The sequence below is a fragment of the Shigella sp. FJ200513 genome, assembly GCF_040495915.1.
Classification (GTDB): Bacteria; Pseudomonadota; Gammaproteobacteria; order Enterobacterales; family Enterobacteriaceae; genus ECMA0423.
Window position 1 is genome coordinate 1 of the sequence record NZ_JBDYCV010000186.1, and the last position, 3,570, is coordinate 3,570.

At 52.1% G+C, this 3,570-nt stretch carries 4 protein-coding genes and 2 pseudogenes; 1 reads left to right on the top strand and 5 read right to left on the bottom strand.

All coding sequences use genetic code 11. From position 1 onward, the window contains the following. The first annotated feature begins 1 nt into the window (after window position 1). Window positions 2–58, top strand: coding sequence for an IS1 family transposase (locus tag ABZJ92_RS20965; protein ID WP_003032489.1), 57 nt, complete (start codon window positions 2–4; stop codon window positions 56–58). 15 nt (window positions 59–73) lie between these two features. Here ABZJ92_RS20965 and ABZJ92_RS20970 read toward each other — a convergent pair. The 5 genes and pseudogenes from ABZJ92_RS20970 to ABZJ92_RS20990 form a co-directional block, all read right to left on the bottom strand. After that, window positions 74–1,357: pseudogene (locus tag ABZJ92_RS20970) on the bottom strand (isovaleryl-CoA dehydrogenase); the annotation flags it as partial. 83 nt (window positions 1,358–1,440) lie between these two features. Then, a complete protein-coding gene (locus tag ABZJ92_RS20975) occupies window positions 1,441–2,604 on the bottom strand; it encodes a glutathionylspermidine synthase family protein (protein ID WP_000943980.1) in 1,164 nt (387 codons plus the stop codon). A 2-nt stretch (window positions 2,605–2,606) separates the two neighbouring features. After that, on the bottom strand, window positions 2,607–3,245 hold the full coding sequence (locus ABZJ92_RS20980; protein ID WP_000101680.1) for a DUF1190 domain-containing protein: 639 nt from the start codon (window positions 3,243–3,245) through the stop codon (window positions 2,607–2,609). 9 nt (window positions 3,246–3,254) lie between these two features. Continuing rightward, window positions 3,255–3,500, bottom strand: a pseudogene (locus ABZJ92_RS20985) (DUF350 domain-containing protein); the annotation flags it as partial. A gap of 10 nt (window positions 3,501–3,510) precedes the next feature. After that, window positions 3,511–3,570: IS1 family transposase (locus ABZJ92_RS20990; protein WP_071528444.1), on the bottom strand; the 60-nt coding region annotated here is incomplete at its 5' end.

Consider the following 3,570-nt stretch of genomic DNA (forward strand, 5'->3'; position numbering starts at 1 on the left):
GGTGGAGCTGCATGACAAGGTCATCGGGCATTATCTGAACATAAAACACTATCAGTAAGTTGGAGTCATTACCGCCGGAACCTTCCCAAATACTGTTTACCGGCATCTCCCGGTAAAGCCGCGGCAGCTCGCTCTCCTCGCAATAACCAATGCCGCCCAGCACCTCCATCGCTTCGGCCACAAACGGCATACCTCGTTTGCAGATCACAAATTTTGCCGCAGGCGTAAATAAACGCGCCCACAGGGCTTCTTTGGCATCGGCACGCCGGTCCCACGCTCGCGCAAGACGAAACAGCAACGCCGTTTGCCCTTCAAGCTGAAGTGCCATGCGACTTAAGACATGACGCATAAGGGGCTGTTGGATCAATGGATTACCAAAAACATGGCGTTGATGTGCATGATAAATCGCCAGCGAAAATGCACGGCGCATCATGGCATGGCTACCCAGGGCGCAATCAAAACGCGTCATCCCCCCCATTTTCAGGATCAGACGAATTCCTTCCCCTTCCTGCCCCAATAACCAGCCAATGGCATCCTGAAACTCCACTTCGCAACTGGCGTTAGAGCGATTACCCAGCTTATCTTTCAGCCGCTCGAGGCGAATCGCGTTGCGTTGCCCGTCAGGCAAAAAGCGCGGCACAAAAAAGCAGGACAGACCGCCCGCGGTCTGCGCCAGCACCAGATGCGCATCGCTTTGCGGCACCGAGAAAAACCATTTATGCCCCACCAGCCGATAAGAGCCATCTTCCAAACGCTCTGCACGGGTGGTGTTGCTCATGACATCGGAACCGCCCTGCTTTTCCGTCATTCCCATGCCAATCAACAAACCGCGTTTTTGCCCACCTGGCAATAAGTGAGAATCGTAGCGATCGCTCAGCAGCGGCGTGGTCCAGTCCTGAAACGGCGTGGGTAACATCTGTAACAACAATGGCGTGGCGGCAAAGGTCATCGTTACTGGACATAACGACCCAGCCTCAACCTGCGCATGTAACATAAAACGCGCCGCGCGCGCCACAAATGCGCCGGAGCGAGCGTCTTCTTCCCAGGCAAGATTGTGCACCCGATTGGTACATAACGCCTGCATCAGCAGGTGCCATGCGGGATGGAAACGAACATCGTCCAGACGCCGCCCCTGGGCATCGTAGCGCAACAGTTCAGGCGGGTTTACATTCGCCAGCCGCCCCAGTTCAAGGGATTCAGCCGTTCCTAACTGCTGACCAATACTGGCTAGAAAATCGCTATCCCAGCCAGCACCTTCACGCGTTACCGCTTCGCAAAGCGCGCCATCAGACAGGTATAAGTTGCTGTTATTTAATGGTATAGGTTGATTAAAAATGGTGTGAGTTTGCCAGTGCACTGTGTCTCCCTCCATCAATGGCAGTCACCATTAGTATGGTCACTGCCATGGATTCATGACAGAAAGAGATTGCTAAAACATTCTTATCCAGCAATGTAATGCGGAACGAAACGTGAGGTGTCTTTGGTGATCAGTGTGTTATCTTCACGGATCCCCATTCCGCACGCTTCATCATCGACAATCCAGCTACCGATGAGTGTGTAGCTATCGCCAAATCGCGGCAGAGGTTGAAACGCCTGGTAGATCATCGGTTCATCGGCGTAATCACCATCAGCGTGGTCAACGACGTTATTCTGACCGTCGAAAATGGTGACGTTTCCGCCTTCGCGCGAGTAGATCGGTTTACGCACATAGCTTTCGCCAGCGGCAATCTGCGATTTTTCACCCTCAAACCAGGATGCAAGAAGGTTAGGATGACCAGGGAAGAAGCGCCAAAGCAGCGGCATTAGCCCTTTATTACTCAAGATACTTTTCCATAACGGCTCCACCCATTGCTCGCGACGCTTGCGCAGCAGCGGACCGTTATCGTCACGCATCATCCACTCCAGCGGATACAGCTTAAATGCACGCTGGATGACATTATCATCAAGATCGGTCAGTACGCCGCCGACGCCCAAACCGAGATCTTCAATGTAGATAAACCGCGACTCCTGCCCTGCCTGCTGGGCGCAGTCCTGCAAGTACAGCACGGTACTCCTGTCTTCATCGGTGTCCTGACAGCAGCAAAAATAAAACAGTTCCCGACTGTAAAGCTCACTAAAGCGCGAAATCAGGCGTTCCTGAATGGCGTTGTACTGATCGGCATCACGCGGAATAATGCCGCTGCGCCGGGCATCCTCCAGCCACAACCACTGGAAATAAGCCGACTCATACAACGAGGTCGGCGTATCGGCGTTGTACTCCAGCAGCTTCACCGGCGCATTGCCACACCAGGCAAAATCCATCCGGCCATACAGCGAAGGATCGCGTGCGCGCCAGCTTTCGGCGATCACATCCCAGTACAACGGCGGGATCGCCAGTTGCGTCAGGATCTCTTCGTCTTTAACCGCGCGATCCACCACCTCAAGGCACATCTGATGCAGTTCCGCAGTCGGTTTTTCGATCTGCTCTTCAATCTGGCGCAGAGTAAAACGGTAAGCCCGACTCTCGTCCCAATAGATTTCATTGTCGATGATATGAAAGTCGAAACCGTTGTTAGCGGCGATCTGGTCCAGATCCCGCCGCACAGGAACGTTGTGTCTCAGCATGATTAGCCTCCCCAATGCCCACGGGCGCTGGAAGAACGACCATAGCCGCCGCGCGAAACGGTCGACGCTTTTCTGGTGGTAAAGCCGCCTGAAGAGTAAGACTCTTTTTTGCCAGAACCGAAGCGCCAGGAGTAATCACCGGAAGTGTTGCGCCAGACGGGGCGGGAAGCAAATGAGGATCCGCCGCTGTTATAGACGAACGGCTCATCGCGATCTTTACGAATAACCCGGCTTAACAAAAATCCAGAAACGACCGGGATCCAACTCTGTTCAACATTGTCGTAGTAGCAATTTTCGTACTTAGACTGACAGTTCTGCTGAGTCATATTCTTTGGAACATCGGCATAAAATGCCGCTTTGGCGTTGTTCCAGCCACGCGCGCAAATGTCGGCATTATTACCGTCATCAATACAATCCTGCACTGTCGCGTAAAATGTTCCGTCGCCGTCGTTATCGACATCGCTACTATCGCTACAACCTTTCAATACGAAAAAAGCGGCACCGCCCATTAGCGCCAACGTTAAGTATTTTTGTGCGTAGCGATTGCGACGCGGTTCAAAAGGATTATTCGGTCTACCAATGCGACTGATCGCTCCGTGACCAATTTTACTGTTATTTCTTGATTTGCGTTTTCTGGCCATGATCGTCCATTACCATGTCATACAAGCTGCGTTAAAAATACCGCCAGCCAGCGCGGCGGTTCCCATAAACATTCCTGCTGCGGTATTGTGATTAATAATTTTTTCGCTTAATGCGGGCATATAAAGTCTGACACCAGCAAAAACGAGTAACTGAATCACCAGTGCAATCCCGCCCCAGGCGAAATAGTCTGGAATACTCACCGCATTGATTGCCGCACTGGATAATGGGATAACGTAACCTAACAATGTAGGTAATGACTCCAACTTACTGATAGTGTTTTATGTTCAGATAATGCCCGATGACCTTGTCATGCAGCTCCACCGA